18 protein-coding genes and 1 tRNA gene are annotated in these 16,562 nt (G+C 30.1%); 3 read left to right on the plus strand and 16 right to left on the minus strand.

Annotation, left to right across the window (positions count from 1 at the left end; genetic code table 11):
* Window positions 1-16: 16 nt before the first annotated feature.
* The 9 genes from CSBG_RS16165 to CSBG_RS16205 form a co-directional block, all read right to left on the minus strand.
* Window positions 17-92, minus strand: a tRNA-Thr gene (locus CSBG_RS16165).
* 88 nt (window positions 93-180) lie between these two features.
* Entirely contained in the window at window positions 181-825 is a 645-nt protein-coding gene (sigH, locus tag CSBG_RS16170; RefSeq protein WP_035285545.1) for an RNA polymerase sporulation sigma factor SigH, read from the minus strand.
* Between the two features lie 56 nt (window positions 826-881).
* Window positions 882-1,394 (minus strand): NYN domain-containing protein, encoded by a 513-nt coding sequence (locus tag CSBG_RS16175; RefSeq protein WP_008681219.1) that lies wholly within the window; start codon window positions 1,392-1,394, stop codon window positions 882-884.
* Window positions 1,395-1,414: 20 nt separating this feature from the next.
* Complete coding sequence (gene rlmB / locus CSBG_RS16180; RefSeq protein WP_008681221.1) at window positions 1,415-2,311, minus strand: 23S rRNA (guanosine(2251)-2'-O)-methyltransferase RlmB; 897 nt, start codon at window positions 2,309-2,311, stop codon at window positions 1,415-1,417.
* Between the two features lie 39 nt (window positions 2,312-2,350).
* Complete coding sequence (locus CSBG_RS16185; RefSeq protein ID WP_008681222.1) at window positions 2,351-2,767, minus strand: ribonuclease III domain-containing protein; 417 nt, start codon at window positions 2,765-2,767, stop codon at window positions 2,351-2,353.
* A gap of 47 nt (window positions 2,768-2,814) precedes the next feature.
* Entirely contained in the window at window positions 2,815-4,215 is a 1,401-nt protein-coding gene (gene cysS / locus CSBG_RS16190) for a cysteine--tRNA ligase (RefSeq protein ID WP_008681223.1), read from the minus strand.
* A gap of 11 nt (window positions 4,216-4,226) precedes the next feature.
* Entirely contained in the window at window positions 4,227-5,939 is a 1,713-nt protein-coding gene (locus tag CSBG_RS16195) for a proline--tRNA ligase (RefSeq protein WP_008681224.1), read from the minus strand.
* Between the two features lie 342 nt (window positions 5,940-6,281).
* Window positions 6,282-6,950: a 2-C-methyl-D-erythritol 4-phosphate cytidylyltransferase gene (ispD, locus tag CSBG_RS16200; RefSeq protein ID WP_008681225.1), complete on the minus strand. Its 669-nt coding sequence runs from the start codon at window positions 6,948-6,950 to the stop codon at window positions 6,282-6,284.
* A gap of 15 nt (window positions 6,951-6,965) precedes the next feature.
* Window positions 6,966-8,057 (minus strand): PIN/TRAM domain-containing protein, encoded by a 1,092-nt coding sequence (locus tag CSBG_RS16205; protein ID WP_008681227.1) that lies wholly within the window; start codon window positions 8,055-8,057, stop codon window positions 6,966-6,968.
* Between the two features lie 249 nt (window positions 8,058-8,306).
* Here CSBG_RS16205 and CSBG_RS16210 point away from each other — a divergent pair, with 249 nt between their 5' ends.
* Window positions 8,307-8,708 (plus strand): hypothetical protein, encoded by a 402-nt coding sequence (locus CSBG_RS16210; protein ID WP_008681228.1) that lies wholly within the window; start codon window positions 8,307-8,309, stop codon window positions 8,706-8,708.
* A 69-nt stretch (window positions 8,709-8,777) separates the two neighbouring features.
* Here CSBG_RS16210 and disA read toward each other — a convergent pair whose 3' ends face one another.
* The 4 genes from disA to CSBG_RS16230 form a co-directional block, all read right to left on the minus strand.
* Window positions 8,778-9,842: a DNA integrity scanning diadenylate cyclase DisA gene (gene disA / locus CSBG_RS16215; RefSeq protein WP_008681230.1), complete on the minus strand. Its 1,065-nt coding sequence runs from the start codon at window positions 9,840-9,842 to the stop codon at window positions 8,778-8,780.
* Between the two features lie 16 nt (window positions 9,843-9,858).
* Window positions 9,859-11,226, minus strand: a complete 1,368-nt coding sequence (radA, locus tag CSBG_RS16220) for a DNA repair protein RadA (protein ID WP_008681232.1) — start codon at window positions 11,224-11,226, stop codon at window positions 9,859-9,861.
* 398 nt (window positions 11,227-11,624) lie between these two features.
* Window positions 11,625-12,350: a glucosamine-6-phosphate deaminase gene (gene nagB / locus CSBG_RS16225; RefSeq protein ID WP_008681234.1), complete on the minus strand. Its 726-nt coding sequence runs from the start codon at window positions 12,348-12,350 to the stop codon at window positions 11,625-11,627.
* On the minus strand, window positions 12,347-13,069 hold the full coding sequence (locus CSBG_RS16230; RefSeq protein ID WP_008681235.1) for a GntR family transcriptional regulator: 723 nt from the start codon (window positions 13,067-13,069) through the stop codon (window positions 12,347-12,349). Before CSBG_RS16230 ends, nagB begins: the two co-directional genes overlap by 4 nt.
* A gap of 133 nt (window positions 13,070-13,202) precedes the next feature.
* On the opposite strand from CSBG_RS16230, the gene CSBG_RS18400 reads away from it, so the two are divergent.
* Window positions 13,203-13,364: a hypothetical protein gene (locus tag CSBG_RS18400; RefSeq protein ID WP_008681237.1), complete on the plus strand. Its 162-nt coding sequence runs from the start codon at window positions 13,203-13,205 to the stop codon at window positions 13,362-13,364.
* A 145-nt stretch (window positions 13,365-13,509) separates the two neighbouring features.
* Entirely contained in the window at window positions 13,510-13,737 is a 228-nt protein-coding gene (locus CSBG_RS16235) for a glutaredoxin family protein (RefSeq protein WP_008681238.1), read from the plus strand.
* A gap of 102 nt (window positions 13,738-13,839) precedes the next feature.
* Here CSBG_RS16235 and CSBG_RS16240 read toward each other — a convergent pair whose 3' ends face one another.
* The 3 genes from CSBG_RS16240 to trxB are packed head-to-tail and all read right to left on the minus strand — an operon-like array spanning window position 13,840 to window position 16,510.
* On the minus strand, window positions 13,840-15,300 hold the full coding sequence (locus CSBG_RS16240; RefSeq protein WP_008681241.1) for an NADP-dependent glyceraldehyde-3-phosphate dehydrogenase: 1,461 nt from the start codon (window positions 15,298-15,300) through the stop codon (window positions 13,840-13,842).
* Between the two features lie 10 nt (window positions 15,301-15,310).
* Window positions 15,311-15,538: a glutaredoxin domain-containing protein gene (locus tag CSBG_RS16245; RefSeq protein WP_008681242.1), complete on the minus strand. Its 228-nt coding sequence runs from the start codon at window positions 15,536-15,538 to the stop codon at window positions 15,311-15,313.
* A gap of 36 nt (window positions 15,539-15,574) precedes the next feature.
* A complete protein-coding gene (trxB, locus tag CSBG_RS16250) occupies window positions 15,575-16,510 on the minus strand; it encodes a thioredoxin-disulfide reductase (RefSeq protein WP_008681244.1) in 936 nt (311 codons plus the stop codon).
* Window positions 16,511-16,562: the final 52 nt, after the last annotated feature.

Below are 16,562 nucleotides of genomic sequence, written 5' to 3' on the forward strand. Positions count from 1 at the left end.
GAGCGCTCAACTATATTGGAGCTCACGATCGGGATTGAACCGACGACCTCCGCCTTACCAAGGCGACGCTCTGCCTACTGAGCTACGTGAGCATTGCCATCATAATGTGGTTTATAGTTTAATATACCAATTATAAAGTTTACTATTGTTCAAAAAATTTGTCAATAAGAATTTAGTGACTTATTTTTCGGTATATAGACATTTTTCAAGCTTTCGTTTAACTCTTTGTAATGCATTATCTATAGACTTAGCCTGCCTATCTAAATCGCAGGCTATTTCCTGATAAGACTTCCCATCTAAATAAGATTGAAGTACTTCCATTTCTAAATCAGATAAAACTTTCGCCATCTCTCCCTCTATATGTTTTAACTGCTCTTTCCCTATTATAAGTTCCTCTGGATTAGTTATTTTTAATCCTGATAAAACATCAATTAAAGTCCTATCTGACTCTTCCTCATAAATAGGCTTATTTAAAGATATATATGTGTTCAATGGTATATGTTTTTGCCTTGTAGCTGTCTTAATAGCAGTTATTATTTGTCTCGTAATACATAATTCTGCAAAAGCCTTAAAACTTGTTAGCCTATCAGATTTAAAATCTCTTATAGCTTTATATAACCCTATCATGCCCTCTTGATAAATGTCTTCTTTATCTGCTCCAATGAGAAAATAAGACTTGGCTTTAGCCTTTACAAAATTCTCATATTTTGATATTAAATAATCTTGTGCCCTACTATTTCCTTTTTTTGCTTCATCAACCACTTCTTCGTCTAACTTATTTTGAAATTCCACAAACAAGCTTACCTCTTTTTTGGTACTCTCCACTATATATCACCCCTTTAAGCCATATAATATAATAAGTATATATACTAGTCAAACGCTTATTCACTCCGTCTTATAGCTTCTAACTTTTTAAATATGTCTTCATCTATGTTATCCCCCAAATGATTTTTAGATGAAGACATATTTTTCAATGTTTTCTTTTTTATCCTTCCTTGAGTTTCAATAACTTCGTTATAAAATTCAAGAGCAGATATTCTTACTGCACCTCTTTGAAAAATAGTCTGTTGTTCAAGCCAATCTGATGTAACAACATAGACCTCAAATCTTCTACCTAAATTATGAACTTCTCTTTCTATGTAAGAATCAGCGGTTTCACCATCTTTAGTGAATACTATACTTATATTACTGTTTATATCTTCTTTCTTTTCAATGCTTCTAGTTACCTTATGCGCATCAAATACTATTATTATCTTACAATCTTCATAAACTGAATAATTATGTAAACTATCTATTAAGCTTTGTCTTGCCCCATCAAAGCTGTAGTCCTTTTGCTTCTTTAGGTTCGGCCAACTATTTATAACATTATATCCATCAACAAATATTATTTTCACATATTACCTCTTTAACTATGCTATTTTAATAATCTTCCCTTTAATATTTCATACATCATTATACCACCAGCAACTGAAGCATTTAAAGAGTTAATTTTTCCTACCATCGGAATTTTCACTAACTTATCACACTTTTTTAAAGTAAGTTTAGATATACCTCTTCCTTCACTACCTATAACCATAGCACATGGACCATTAAAATCAACTTGATAGCTGTATTCTTCTCCTGCTATATCTGCACCATATACCCATAGCCCTGATTCTTTAAGTTCATCTATAGCTGAATTAATATTTGTTACTTTTGCTATCTTCATATGCTCTATAGCTCCTACAGAACACTTGTATACAGTAGATGTTATTCCCACATTTCTTCTTTTTGGTATTATTATTCCATGAACTCCGCATAATTCAGCTGTTCTTATTATAGAACCTAAATTATGTGGATCTTCTATTTCATCTAGTACAATTATAAATGGATCTTCACCTTTTTCCTTTGCATCATTTAGCATATCTGCAATTTGGCAGTACTTAAATGGTGTAACTAAAGCAATAACTCCTTGATGATTTGTACCATTACTCATAGCATCTAGTTTTTTTCTATCTACTTCCTTTAATACTAATCCCTTTTCTCTTGCAATATTTATTATTACTTTTATAGAGCCCTCCATATTACCATTTGATATATATACACACTCTATAGTTCGATCACTTTTTAATACTTCCATAACGGCATTTCTACCTATAATTAAATCTTCCCTAGTCTCTAATTCGCTAGCATTAGAAACATTTTCTCTAATATATTCTCCGCCATTTTTATTTTCCTTAACAAATTGTCTCTTACCTCTTACAGGTCCATTTTCAAGCATTTGTCTTTCCATTCTAGCTTTCATTCTAGCTTCTCTGTTTCCCTTAGTCATAAAAATCACTCCTTATTTCTATTATATACTTTTCCTTAGTTATGTTAACTGTATTTCTGTAGATTTTTCTAATATATTATATAGTCTTTCTTTATTTCCTATTAAATATAAATATCCTAATAGAGCCTCAAAGCCTGTTGCATTTCTATAATCTATAACATCAGCATTTTTAGGAACAGTTGCAGATTTTGTATTTCTTCCTCTTTTGTAAATATACAATTCATCTTCTGTTAAAGTATCTTCTATATTATGCATTATTGCCGATTGACTCTTAGCTTTAACGTATCCAATTGCTTTTACATGCATTTTATGTGCAGATAACTCTGTATTATTAGATAATATAAAATTTCTTATATATATCTCATATACTCCATCTCCTATTAAAGCTAACTGCAAAGGATTTAATCTCCTAGCTTCTTCTTTACTAAATTCCCTAACTCTTAAATCCTCTAACATATTTTTCTCTCCTTTAAATAAAGGCTGCACAATTGCAGCCTTTTAGACTAATTTACTTTTTTCCATCTAACCCCTTGAGGAGTATCTTCTAAAACTATATTTCTAGCTTTTAAATCATTTCTAATTTTATCAGCTAAAGCAAAATTTCTATCTTTTCTTGCTTGTTGTCTTTCCGCTATTAATCTTTCTATTTCTTCCTCTAAACTTCCCTTAGTGGAGTTTTGAAGAATACCTAACGGATTTCCTAACTCTCTTATCAAGCTCAATGCTGCTTCACAAAGCTCTCTAGATGATTCTATAGATACATTAGTATTTATATCTTTTATAAGATCAAAAATTGCTGTAATTGCATCTGCTGTATTAAAATCATCATCCATTTTTTCTATATATCTTTGTCTATATACATCTAAAAATTCTAAGTAAGCTTTTTCTTTATCATCCATAGATTCTTTCTTAACTTCATCAATTAGATTTTCTAAATTAGAAACGGCATTATATAATCTTTCTACTGATGCCTTTGCTGATTCTAATAAATCATCACTAAAGTTTAATTGTACTCTATAATGTCCTGATAACATTAAGAATCTAACTACATCAGCATCATATTGTTTTAATATATCTCTTGCAGTTAAAAAGTTATTTAATGATTTAGACATTTTTTGGTTATTAATATTTAAAAAGGCTCCATGTAACCAATATCTTGCAAATGGTTTTCCTGTTAAGGCTTCACTTTGTGCAATTTCATTTTCATGGTGTGGAAATGCTAAGTCCATTCCACCTGCATGTATATCAATTGTATCACCTAATATCTTCTTTGCCATGCATGAACACTCTATGTGCCATCCTGGTCTACCCATTCCCCATGGACTTTCCCAGGCCGGTTCACCTGGTTTTTGAGCCTTCCATACCGCAAAATCCATTGGATCTTCTTTTCTTTCATCTACATTTATTCTTGCTCCAGCTTGCAAGTCTTCTAAATTTTGACCTATTAACTTTCCATAACTCTCAAACTTCTTCGTCCTAAAATAAACATCCCCATCTACTTCATAGGCATAACCTTTTTCTATTAGACCCTTTACAAACTCTATTATATCTTGAATATACTCAGTAGCTCTTGGATTTATTGAGGCTCTCATTATATTTAACCCATCAGCATCTTTATAGTATTCATCAATATATCTATCCCCTATATCTGAAACTGTAGTCCCTTCTTCATTTGCTTTTTTTATCATTTTATCATCTATATCTGTAAAATTTTGAACAAATTTAACTTTATATCCTCTGTACTCAAAATATCTTCTTATTGTATCAAAAATTATGAAAGTTCTACCATTACCTATATGAAAGTAGTTATATACAGTAGGTCCGCATACGTACATTTTAATTTCTCCTGGTGTTAATGGTATAAATTCTTCTTTTTTTCTAGTTAAGCTATTATAAACTCTCATTTAATTACCTCCTATCTTACAGATAATTTATTTTTCTTAAACTCTTCTCTAACTCTATCTACAGCTTCTTCTATTTTTATATTTTCCATATCTGATGTTCTAAGTTTAAATTCTACTTCTCCATCAACAATCTTCTTACCAACTGTTATTCTCATTGGTATTCCCATAAGGTCTGAATCCTTAAATTTAACTCCTGCTCTCTCATTTCTATCATCTAGTATCGCATCAACACCTATAGATTTTAAATCTTCATAGATCTCATTAGCAATCTTCATTTGTTCTTCATCTTTAATATTCACAGGAATAATATTAACATGATATGGTGCTACAGATAAAGGCCAAACTATTCCATTCTCATCATTATGTTGTTCTATTATTGATGCCATTGTTCTTGTTACACCAATACCATAACAACCCATTATAAATGGTTTTTCTTTTCCATTTTCATCTATAAAATTAGCATTCATGGCTTCTGAATATTTTGTTCCTAATTTAAATATATGCCCAACTTCTGTTCCTCTTGAAATAGTTACTTTTCCCCCACAAACTGGACACTTTTCACCTTCAGTTATATTTCTATAATCTCCAACTACCCCTTGAAAGTCTCTTCCATAATTTACATTTTCAATATGATATCCAGTTTTATTAGCTCCAACAATAAAATTGTACATATTTACAATTTCCTCATCAACTAATAAAGTATCTACATTTATATTTATAGGTCCAGCAAATCCAACTTGTGCATTAGTTGCTTTAAATACTTCTTCTGGAGCAGCCATATTTAAATTTACAACTCCACCTAAAGCATTTGAAACCTTAACTTCATTCACTTCTCTATCGCCTCTAACCATAACTGCTACTATCTTACCATCAGCATTATATATTAAAGTTTTAGCAAATTTCTTCTCTGTTGTATTGAAGAATTTAACTAATTCTTCTATTGTCTTAACATTTGGCGTTTCAGTTTTAACTAAATCTTTTAATTCTTCTGCATCTGCTTTTTCAACTGTTGATGGTGCCTTTTCCATATTAGCTGCATAATCACAAGCTGTACAAAATACAACATCGTCTTCTCCTACTTCTGATCTTACCATGAATTCAGCTGAATTTGATCCCCCAATTGCTCCTGAATCTGCTTCAACTGGTTTAGCATCTATTCCACATCTATTAAATATTTTAATATATGCTTCTCTCATTTTATTATAAGAAACATCTAACCCCTCTTGATCCTTATCAAAACTATATGCATCTTTCATTATGAATTCCCTTGATCTCATAACACCAAATCTTGGTCTTCTTTCATCTCTATATTTAGTTTGTATTTGATAAAGATTTACTGGTAATTGCTTGTATGATTTAATTTCATTTCTTGCAATATCAGTAAATACTTCTTCGTGAGTTGGTCCAAGGCAGAACTCTCTATTATTTCTATCTTTAAGTCTAATAAGTTCAGCTCCATAAACATCCCATCTTCCTGATTCTTGCCAAAGTTCTGCTGGTTGCACTGCTGATGCTAGGAATTCTTGTGCCCCTGCGTTATTCATTTCTTCTCTTACTATATTCTCTACATTTTTTAAAACCTTTAATCCTAGAGGCATATAATTATATATCCCTGATGCCATTTTTCTTATCATCCCAGCTCTTAGCATTAATTTATGGCTATCTATCTCAGCTTCTGCTGGAACCTCTCTTAATGTTGATATTAACATATTAGACATTTTCATTTCTACTTCCTCCTATTAATGTTGTTATTTTAAATATTTTTAATTCTTGCTAATCGGTATATCTTTATAAATAATAAAAAAAGCCCACCCTAATTGCTTAGGGCGAACTTATATCGCGGTACCACCTAAATTTGTTCTCGAAAATGATAACGGTATTAAACCGATAGTTTTTACCTATAACTCCAAAGCTGGTTCAAATCCTATTGAAAATTTTACAGCCTATGAATTTTCTCTCTGAACGTCGGATTTTACTATTCTTCTTCACTGTTTTAAGTCTATTAATTTTTAGCTTAATTAATTATATATTCTAGTAAAACTTATGTCAATATAATAAACTATGTATTATATTAGCCTTTCTGCAAGTATTAAATCCTCTGGGGTAGTCACTTTTATATTGGTATATTCACCATTGTATAAATATACTTTGTTATTATACATTTCTACCACCATTGTATCATCTGTAACACTAATATTATTTTCTTTAACTTTCTCATGACACTCTTTTATTATTTCTAACTTAAAAGTTTGTGGAGTTTGAATTGCAAGTAATTTACTTCTATCTGGAGTTGAATCAGAAAATCCATTTTCATCAACAACCTTTATAGTATCTTTTGGCATTACCCCTGGTGCTGCTGCTCCATAAATCTTTGCATACTTTATACCATCTTTTATAACTCTTTCAGATACAAATGCTCTTGCTCCATCATGGATAAGAACAATCTCAGAATCATTTATTTTTTGTAATGCATTATAAACTGAGTCCTGTCTTTCTTTTCCACCTTCAACTATCATATCAACTTTTAAAGAGTATTTTTCTAATATTTCTTTATTACAATATTCTATTTCATCTTTGGGTAAAACTAGGATTATTTTATCTATTCCTTCACAATCAACAAATCTCTTTAAAGTGTAATACAAAATAGGTTTACCATTAAGCTCTATATATTGTTTACTAATTTTAGCACCCATTCTTTTTCCTTTTCCACCCGCTAAAATTATAGCACTTATCATATAAACACCTACTTACTATTCCTTTGGTTTTGCAAATATCATTCTTCCAGCTGCTGTTTGTAATACAGATGTTACTATAACTATGATTTGTTCTCCCATAAATCTTCTTCCACCTTCTACAACTATCATAGTTCCATCATCTAAGTAACCAATTCCTTGAGTTGCCTCTTTACCATCCTTAACAACAATAACCTTCATTTCTTCACCTGGAAGAACAATAGGTTTTATTGCATTTGCTAATTCATTTATATTTAAAACAGGCACTCCTTGGAATTCAGCAACCTTATTTAAATTAAAGTCATTTGTCACAACTTTTCCTTTAAGAGTTTGTGCAAGCTTTAATAACTTACTATCAACTTCTTGTATTTCAGGAAAATCACCTTCCCAAATCTGAGTTTCAATTTCAAGTTCTTTTTGAATTTTATTTAGTATATCAAGCCCTCTTCTTCCCCTATTCCTTTTAAGAGAATCAGCTGAGTCTGAGATATGCCTAAGTTCGTCTAGAACAAAACTTGGTATAACTAATGGTCCTTCAACAAATCCAGTTTGACATATATCAAAAATTCTACCATCTATTATTACAGATGTATCCAGTACCTTGGGATTATTTTTCACACTTACTTTTGACTTTTTTTCTTTAGCATTACTTTTCCTAAGGTTTACAAGAAGATTTGATATGTCATCCTTCTTCTCAACGAATATACTTGCAAATATTATTGCAAATATTAAATTTAAAAGCACAAATAGTATTGGACCCAATCCATATAAATCTATACGATTTAATGGTAGTCCTATAAGAGACGTTAGTATTAACGATATCAATGCACCTAGTCCACCATAAAGAAGTTCTGCTGCCGTAAGCCTTTGGATATTTTTTTCAATATATTCAATAACTTTAACAATAGAGTCATAAATACGCGGTGAAACAAAATATAATATAAGTCCAAATAATAAAGTTAAAATAATACGTACTGATATAATTGCAAATGGTTTAGATAAAAAAGATATTTCTTTTAAAATAAAGATGTTTAGTAGTATTCCACTAATGATATATCCACTAATAAATCCTATTATAGTAAATATAACTCTTATAATCTTTTTTAACATAATGTCACCTCCCTGTATTATCATTTTATTTTTATTCATTTACCTACTTCACTAGAAGCTTATACCATTATACCATATAAAGGTATCATCTAAAATGAAGAATTCTTAAAATCTTATTAATTTAAAATACCCCCTATAAAAAAACAAGCATATTAGATATTATTATATTGAAGTTCGGCTAATAATTAATCTTACTAGAAATAATTATATTTTAAAAACAGCCATAATTTTTTTAAGGAGTTGAGGCATATGAAGGATATAATTTTTGATAATTTTCAAAATGATGTTAATGAATCATTGCTACGTCATAAAAGTATTCTAGATATAATAACTAAGTATAGTGAATCTAGTTCCAGAGTTAATAGAGCCCTAGCTAAGGCTGTAACTAATTGTGGTTGTATTAAAATTTCAGCTAAAAAACAAGAAAACATATCTTCTAATAATGATGATATAAATAATTTTAATTATTCGTTAAATAATCACCTTGAAGGAAAACTTTGTGATAATTGTCGTGATATTATTGAAAATGAAATCGGAAATAATTTGTTTTATCTTACCTCTTTGTGTAATTGCCTAGATTTAAACTTATATGACATATTATTAAAAGAAGAAAATAAAATGAATCTTCTGGGTAAATTTACACTTAGATAAACTCAAAGCAGGTCAGAACGCCTGCTTTTGTATTATTATCTATTTGTTTTACTTTTATACATTATTTTACTAAATTTCATTTTTTAAATATATTTGTTCCTTTATTCTTCTTAAGCCATTTTTAATAGCTTTAGCTCTTGCTTCTCCTATTCCATCAACTTTATCTAACTCATCGGTATCTGCTTCAATAACATACTTAAGTTCTTTAAAATGTTTTACTAAATTTTCAATTACTGATACAGGAATTCTTGGAACTTTAAATAATATTCTAAATCCTTTTGGAGAAATTAAGGAATCAATTAATGACGCTCCTGAATATCCTAAAACCTTAGCTATTAGATCTAAATCAACTAATTCTTCTGAGCTAAGCTTTTGAATTTCGTTATATATTTCGTTATAATCCATACCCTCTCTACAATAATCTCTTATTAATAAAATACCATCTCTCTCTATAAATCTTATAAGTTCACTAAGCTGCATAGAAATGAGTCTTCCTTCATTTCCAAGTTCAACTATATACCTTTGTATCTCTTCCACAACTCTCATAACCATCTCAGTTCTTTGTATTGCAGTTACAACATCAAAAATAGTAGTTAGATCTTGAAATTCTAATAAGTTTAAATTATTTATTACTCTCTCTAATACATTAACATATTTCTCTAATGTTTGTATTGCTTGATTTGCTCTTGCAAGTATTATGCTACTTTCTTGAAGCACATACTTTAAATCTCCTTTATAAATAGTTATTATATTTCTTCTTTGAGAGATTGCCACTACTATATTTCCAGTTTGTTTTGCTACTCTATTTGCAGTTCTGTGCCTAGTTCCTGTTTCATATGTCGTAAGTGCATGATCTGGTACAAGTTGCGTATTAGCACAAATAATTCTTCTTAAATCTCCACTTAGTACAATAGCTCCATCCATCTTGGCTAATTCATAAACATAGGCTGGTGAGTATTCTGAATTAATATTGAATCCCCCATCAACAAGATTCATTACTTCTTCACCATCACCAATGACTACCAAACCTCCAGTTTTAGCCCTTAATATATTATCTAATCCTTCTCTTAAAGCAGTTCCTGGACTCATAAGTTTTAATATATTTTTTATTTCTTCATCATCTTTTATTCTCATACACTCACCCAATCCACTAGAATATCTTACTAATAGCCTCTCTTAAATTGCTTACCCCTATTATATTTGTAGTTTTACTACTAACCTTATCTTTATTTCTTTCTGGAATTATAGCGTTTTTAAAGCCCATTTTTTCGGCTTCTTTAATTAACCTATCACATGACGAAACCGGTCTTATCTCTCCAGTAAGCCCAACTTCACCAACGATAACCATTCTTTCTAACTTAAATCCTGTATTTTTTACACTCGATAACAATGCTAATGCTAAACCTAGATCCCCTGTAGTTCCGTCTAGGGTAAGACCACCAACTACATTTACATATACATCATATTTATAAAATGGAACCCTTAACTTTTTCTCTAATACAGCAAGTATAAGCCTTAACCTTTGATTATCTATTCCAACCGCTGTCCTACTCGCCATATGAGTATTACTTTCACTGACTAATGCTTGCATTTCAACAAGTATAGGTCTGGTTCCTTCCATTATTCCTATAACAGCAGAACCCTCTTGATTAAAATTAGTATCCTCTAGAAATATTCTCGAAGGATCATATATTTCCTTTAATCCTTCTTCAGCCATTTCAAAAACTCCAATTTCACTAGTTGTTCCAAAACGATTTTTCATAGTTCTTAAAACTCTAAATTCTTCAGTACGTTCACCTTCAAAATACAATACTGTATCAACCATATGTTCAAGAACCCTTGGTCCTGCGAGTTCACCCTGCTTAGTAACATGCGCCACTATAAATAATGGTATATTCTGGTTCTTCCCTATCCTCATTATAGCATTAGAGCATTCCTTTACTTGCGATACACTTCCCGGAGCAGAAGTTACTGATTCTTTAAAGACAGTTTGTATGGAATCGATTATTACAAAAACAGGCTTCAACTCATTTATATATGCCTCTATTAAATCAAGATTAGTTTCAGATAAAATGTATAATTGTTCCGCATTTACACTTAACCTATCTCCTCTTATCTTAATTTGTTCCTCTGATTCTTCTCCAGAGACATACAATACTTTCCCATAGGATTTTGATATTGAATTTGCTGTTTGCAGTAATAAAGTAGATTTACCTATTCCAGGATCTCCAGATATTAAAGTTAACGATCCTCTTACTAATCCTCCACCTAAGACTCTATTTAACTCTTTTAAACCAGTATCATATCTTTGCTTTTCTCCTGATTTAATCTGTCCTATACTTTTAGGCATATTATCTATAACTCTTATAGTATTTACCTTACTTTTTATTTCTTTTTGGGTTTCCCTTACCTCTTCTACCAGGGTGTTCCACTTATTACAATCTGGACATTTGCCTAACCATTTAGGAGACTCATATCCACATTCTTGACAAACAAACATGGATTTAATCTTAGCCATAAAATTTACCTACCAATCTTATTAATTTCTATAATAAATACATAAATGTCAGTATAATAATAAATCTAATATACCATTTAAGTATCATATGTTTTTAATTTGAATGTATTTTTTAATTCAATAATTTACATAGTTAAAATTAACAATAATACTATACATTACTTTAATGTTTCTTAAAGCTTTAACCCCTTATTATAAATTATTTACTAATTCTACTTAATCATTATCTATAATTAAAATGTTTTAACTCTATTGCAACTTATATACATATAATTATTAAAATTACTATATTTAATATATCATAACAATATTATAAAAACCAATGATTATAAAAAAAGAATTGTAATCTATTTATAGTATTACAATTCTTATATATTCTTAGTATTCAAATATAAATTTTATAATAATTTTGCAGCAGCTTCATCAACTATAACTACAACATCTCTGTGCATTTGTAGCATTGATGCTGGCATGTTTGTGCTTATCTTTCCACTTACCATTGCTTTTACAGCATCAGCTTTTCCTTCACCACTTGCTATAACTATTATCTTCTTTGATTTCATTATTCCACCAAGTCCCATTGTTAAAGCTTGTGTTGGAACTTCATCAATTGAGTTGAAAAATCTAGCATTTGCTTTTATAGTATCTTCTGTTAATCCTGTTAAATGAGTTCCTGATACTAATGTTTCATCTGGCTCGTTGAATGCTATATGTCCATTATTACCAATACCTAGTAACTGTAAATCCGTACCACCTAATTCTGCTATTTTAGCATCATATCTTTTACACTCTTCTTCTATGTTTTCAGCTAAACCATTTGGAACATAAGTATTTTTCTTATCTATATTAATGTGGTTAAATAAATTTTCATTCATGAAGTATCTATAGCTTTGAGGATGATCTCCACTTAATCCTATATATTCATCCAAATTAACTGTAGTAACTTGTGAGAAATCTATTTCCCCTTCTTTATTCATTCTGATTAATTCTTTATACATTCCTATTGGAGATCCACCAGTTGCTAAACCTAATATAGCGTTAGGTTTATCTTTTACTACTTTAGCCATTTCATTAGCTGCTTCCTTGCTTAATTCTTCATAGTTTTTAGTTATTATTAGTTTCATCTTATTTTCCCCTCTCGTCTAGATATATTAACTTGCAAAATAAATTTATCTGATCTATATACTGCTTCTTCTAAGAAAATCATTTTATTATTATGATCATAAGTCTTACTTATAATCTTTAACATAGGTACTTGCTTATCCACACTAAATATCTCTTTTAATTCATCATCCATTATTACTGATGCTATTGAAGATTGTGAATAATCAACTACATAACCAAAGCCTTCTAATATCTTAAATAATGAGCCATTTAGCATTTCTTCATCAATATACCCACAGTAATCAACAGGTATAAATACTGTCTCTAACGCTACACATTCATCATCAACTATACGCTTTCTTTTAATTTTATATATCTCATCCAAAGAAAATATATCTGCTAGGTGCTCCGGAGTATTTATTTTACAAAACTCAACAACCTCTGATCTTAAATTTTTTCCCATTTGCTTTATTATCTCTGTAAAGCTCATCATATCTTGTTGTTTAAATGTTTGTTCACATACAAATGTTCCTTTACCTTTAATTCTTAAAAGAACACCTTCTTGTACCAGTTCTCCTATCGCTTGTCTAATTGTCATTCTACTAACGCCATATATTTCACATAGTTCTCTTTCGCTTGCTATGCATTCACCTGGCTTCCATACGCCTTGGGATATTTTTGATATTAAATCATTTTTTAGTTGATAATAAACTGGAATTGGACTACTTTTATCTATCATTATTAAGCCTCCTATCAATATTATATTAAAAATTGTTATAGATGTCTAGACCAGTTGTATAATTTATTTTATTTGTTATAAAAATTAAAATTTTGCAAAAAATAATCTTATAAACCATCAAGGAGATGATTTTATGATTAATAAAACTTACTTTTCTAATATCCAATCTAGAAATATTATAAAAGATGATAATAAGAAAAATTTATCTGAAGATTTCATATCTAACCATATAGATAATTCTTTGGATAATATGGTTCTTAATTCAAATCTAGAAAATCAAGATATTATAAAGTAAATTTATATTTTCCCATTGATATAATACCATATTCTTTATTTTAATAAAATATAGGATATTTATTGTATTTAGTACTCAAATGGTGTAAAATTTATGTTAAACAATATTAATTATCTATTGATAATAGCAAAGGAGTGTTTACCTAATGGTTAAAGTTTATAGTACAAATTCTTGTCCATGGTGCGTAAAAGCAAAAAATTATTTAAAATCAGTTAATATTGAATTTGAAGATTTAAATGTACAAGAAGATATGACTGCTAGAGATGAAATGATTAGCAAATCAAAACAAATGGGAGTTCCTGTTTTAGATATAAACGGAACAATTATTGTAGGATTTGATAAAAATGCTATAGATTCAGCTTTAAATATTTAATATTTGAACATAAGGGAGGTTTAATATACCTCCCTTTAATAAAAAGTAGATATATAATAAAATAGAGGAGTGATTGTATCACTCCTCTATTTTAATTAGATATTATCTAACTAAATTAATTACTGTAGCCTTAGGTCTTGACATAGATTCTATTGAATATCTGATTCCTTGAGTTCCGATTCCTGAAGCCTTAACTCCTAAGAATGGGAAATGGTCTGGTCCTCTTTCAGTTTTGTTATTAACTTGAACTGTACCAACTTCTAGTCTATCTGCTACATAAAATGCTTCATTTATATTTTCAGTAAATACAGATGATTGTAATCCATATTCTGATTTATTAGCAATTTCTATAGCCTCATCTTTATCCTTAACTCTTATGATAGGTAAAACCGGACCAAATGGTTCTTCCCAAGCCAATCTCATATCTGTTGTTACATTATCGAAAAGAGTTGGATAAATCATATTTTCTTCTCTAGTTCCTCCAACAAGTAAATGAGCACCTTTTTCTCTTGCATCATCTATAAGTTCCCAAACAAAATCTGCTGCTTTACTATCAATTAGTGGAACTATATCCACATCCTCTTCTAATGGATTTCCTATTTTTAAATTTTGAACTTTTTCCTTAACTTTTTCAACTAGCTTATCTGCTACTTTGTTAACAACCAAAATTCTTTTAACTGCTGTACATCTTTGTCCTGAATAAGAATATGCTCCAGCAACTATATTAGATGCCGCAAGATCTAAATCTGCATCCGCTAATACTATAGCTGCATCTTTACCTCCAAGCTCCATAAGTAACGGAACCATTGTTGTTATTCTTGATATTCTAGTACCAACTTCTGTACTTCCAGTAAAGTTAATAAAATCTATTTCAGGATGTGTAACGATATAATCTCCTATTTCACTACCTCTTCCTGTGACAGTATTTAATACTCCTGCTGGAACACCTGCTTGCTCAAATACCTTAGCTAAATATAATCCACATAAACTTCCTTGAGTAGCAGGTTTTAAAACTACAGAATTACCTGCAACTAATGCTGGTGCTATCTTTGATGCTGCTAAATTTATTGGATAGTTAAATGGAGATATGGCTAACACTACTCCTAGTGGCTCTCTTGTTACTAATGATATTTTATTTCTTTTAAATCCTGGAAAACTATCTCCTGGAATGCTTTCTCCTGACAAGTTCTTCGCCGTATCAGCTGTAAATTTTATATAATCAGCTGATCTTAGGATTTCTGATTCAGCACTCTTTTTGTCTTTACCGATCTCTCTCATCATTATTTCAGCAATATCTTCAACTTTTTCTATTAGTATATCAGCAGCCTTATATAATATTTCTGCTCTCTTATTAACTGGAACATTTCTCCATACCTTTTGTGCCTCTTTTGCACTCTTTATAGCAAGATCAACTTCATCTGTAGTCATTGCTGGTACCTTTCCAACTAAGCAATTCCCTACAGGTGAATATATATCTATAAACTTATCACTTGAGCTATTAATCCATTCCCCATTTATTAAATTTCTAAAAGTTCTTTCTTTTCCCTTTATACAACTAAACACTTGATCACCTCTACTTAATTTTAGCTAGTTCTATCTTATTCCTATCAAAACCAACTATTATCTCTCCATCTATATCAATTACTGGTACAGTTCTTTGACCTGATACCTTAAAAACTTCTTCTCTATCCTCATGCTTATCAGCTACATTTATTTCTTTATAATCCCATCCCTTCATTTCGAAAAATCTTTTCGCCTTTATACATGATGGGCACCATGATGTTGAATATATTTTTATCATAATATCTCTCCTTTAACATTCCTTGAATTTTCTCAATTATTTTTTCTTTTCTACTACGTACTTTTCTGCTTGTAATGCTGCTATAGTTCCATCTGCAACAGCTGTTGTTATTTGTCTATATTCTTTTTCCCTAACATCTCCTGCTGCATAAACTCCTTCAACGTTAGTTCTCATACCTTCATCAGCTTTTATATAGCCATTAGATGTTAAATTTATATAATCTTTAAAATGATCTGTCTTTGGCACTGTTCCTATAAATCCAAATACAGCATCCATTGGTATTTCTTTTTCAGATCCATCTTTAGAATTTTTTATTATAGCCTTTTCTACAAAGTCAGTTCCATCAACATTAACTAAATCTTCATTAAATAAAATTTCTATCTTAGGATGATTCATAACTTCTTCAATTGTAGCTTTTTCACCATTAAAGTAATTATGTCTTCTTATCATAACTACCTTTGAAGCAAATTTTGTTAAAAATAAAGCTTCTTCTAAGGCAGAATTTCCTCCACCTACAACTCCAATTATCTTCCCTTCATACATTGCTCCATCACAAACTGCACAATAGTGGATTCCTTTTCCTGAAAACTTTTCTTCATTTGGAATAGGTAATTTTTTAGGAGTTGCACCAGTTGCTATTATTACAGTTTTTGTTTTATATATATAACTATTAGTTTCAATTATTTTTTCTTCTCCGCTAAAATCAACCTTTTCCACCATATCGAATTCATCTATTTCAGCTCCAAGCTCTTCAGCTTGTTGTTGCATTAAATCAGCAAGTTCTGTACCTGAAACTTTTTTAAAGCCAGGATAATTTTCTATTGTATAGCTATTTCTAACTTGACCCCCAAGTATTTGGTCTTCTAGTAAAAGCATGTCTAGCTTAGCTCTTGTTGCATATATTGCTGCAGTTAAACCCGCTGGTCCGCCACCTATTATAATCAACTCTTTATGTTTAACTTCTTTACTCATGACTCACTCCTTCTACCCCCCCGGGGTATTATCTTTAATTTAATTATATGCT

The sequence above is a fragment of the Clostridium sp. 7_2_43FAA genome (assembly GCF_000158375.2).
GTDB classification, from domain to species: domain Bacteria; phylum Bacillota; class Clostridia; order Clostridiales; family Clostridiaceae; genus Clostridium; species Clostridium tertium.